Origin of the sequence: Flintibacter porci (assembly GCF_041925195.1) — a bacterium.
GTDB classification, from domain to species: Bacteria; Bacillota; Clostridia; order Oscillospirales; family Oscillospiraceae; genus Lawsonibacter; species Lawsonibacter porci.
Genome location: NZ_JBHEVB010000040.1, coordinates 1 through 1592, shown reverse-complemented (window position 1 = coordinate 1592; position 1592 = coordinate 1). Strand labels below are relative to the sequence as shown.

At 54.2% G+C, this 1592-nt stretch carries 2 pseudogenes; both read right to left on the bottom strand.

The window, feature by feature from the left end:
• Nucleotides 1-113 precede the first annotated feature (113 nt).
• A pseudogene (locus ACEVJL_RS16750) lies at nt 114-242 on the bottom strand (Maff2 family mobile element protein); the annotation flags it as partial.
• A gap of 216 nt (nt 243-458) precedes the next feature.
• Nucleotides 459-1493 (bottom strand): annotated as a pseudogene (locus tag ACEVJL_RS16745) (VirD4-like conjugal transfer protein, CD1115 family); the annotation flags it as partial.
• Nucleotides 1494-1592: the final 99 nt, after the last annotated feature.

The window sequence follows — 1592 nt, the reverse complement described above, 5'->3', positions numbered from 1 at the left end:
CGCTCGTCTTCATTTAGTAGCGCAAAATTTGAGGACTCTTTATTTCCTTATTCGGTATAGCGGAGGCGGCTGTCAATTCGACATAATTTTCTTGTGATACTTTACCGTACATGAGCATTCGCGCCGGGGTTGTCGTTGCCGTAACCTTCCAGCAGGTTGATGACACCCCAGATGCCGAGACCAGCACCCAGAGCAATAACGAGGGTCTGCAAAACGGTGATCGCCTGGTTAAAAAATGCCATAAATTATAGTTAGCCGGAATCATTTGAAAAGTTTGATTTAGTCATTCATAGGCATACAAAAGCCGGAGCAATCTGCCGCCCGGTTTCCGGGGGCTGATTCCGGCTGTCCTCCTTTTTTCATTATTTTTTGGTGATTGTCCGCTTTGTACGCCAATGGCCCCATCCGGGGCAGTTGAGGCGGGTAGATAAGATCACTCCTTTCACAGCGGAACAGATTTACGCGCCCTCCGCGTCTACTTCGTACACATCGTAGACCTCGTTGGGCTTGAGTTTCAGCCGTGTGGACAGGAACGCCTCGATGTCAAAGGCGTTCTTGGGGTCCGCGTCGGCGGTGTACGGATAATTGGGGTGTTTGGTGATGTCGTACTTGTCCGAGAGGAAAGGCCGCACACCACGCAGCTGGAGAATACACTTGCCGCCGTCCATGACGGCCAATTCATCCTGGCTCATAAGCTCTTTGCCGAGCTTCTGATAGTTGAGAGAGTGGGAGGTTTCCCGCCCACGGTTCTCGCCGGTGTTGTAGGTGTCGATGGTCTCCTTGCCCAATACGGCGGCCAGCTCCTTGAGGGTAGTCGGCTCCTTGCCGCCCAGGAAGATAGAGGTATCCATGTTGCCGATGATGGTATCGGCGTTGTCCTTGTAGATGGCTTTCAGCTGGGACTGTGCTTGCAGCACCAGACAGGCGGAGATCTCACGGCTGCGGATGGTGGCGACCAGCTTTTCCAGCCTGGGAATCTGGCCAATGTTGGCGCACTCGTCAATGAGGCAGCGCACATGGACCGGCAGCCGCCCTCCGTACACATCGTCGGCTTTTTCACACAAAAGGTTGAAAAGCTGGGTGTAGCACATGGAGATCAGGAAGTTAAAGCTATCGTCCGTGTCGCTCATAATGAGGAACAGGGCGGTTCTTTGGTCTCCCAGGGTGTCCAGCTCCAGCTCGTCGTAGGAAGTGACCTCCCGCAGCTCCGCAATGTCGAACACGGCGAGGCGCGCACCGCAGGAAATCAGAATGGATTTTGCGGTTTTGCCCGCAGCCAGCTTGTACTTCTTGTACTGGCGGACCGCGAAGTGGTTGGGCTTCTCCGCCTCCAGCGCGTCAAACATCAGGTCCACGGGGTTTTTGAACTCCTCGTCGTCCTCCCGGACCTCCATCGCGTTGATGAACTCGATGAGGGTGGAGAAATTCTGTTCCTCCACCGGGGCCTCGTAGTGGATATACCCGATGAGGGCGCAGTACAAAAGCGTTTCCGCCTATAGTGATAGGTAATCCTTTGAAGTAATCGCCGGATTTTCCCCCACTCCACACCGGACATGCGACTTTCACCGCATCCGGCGTTCCATCGATTGTGT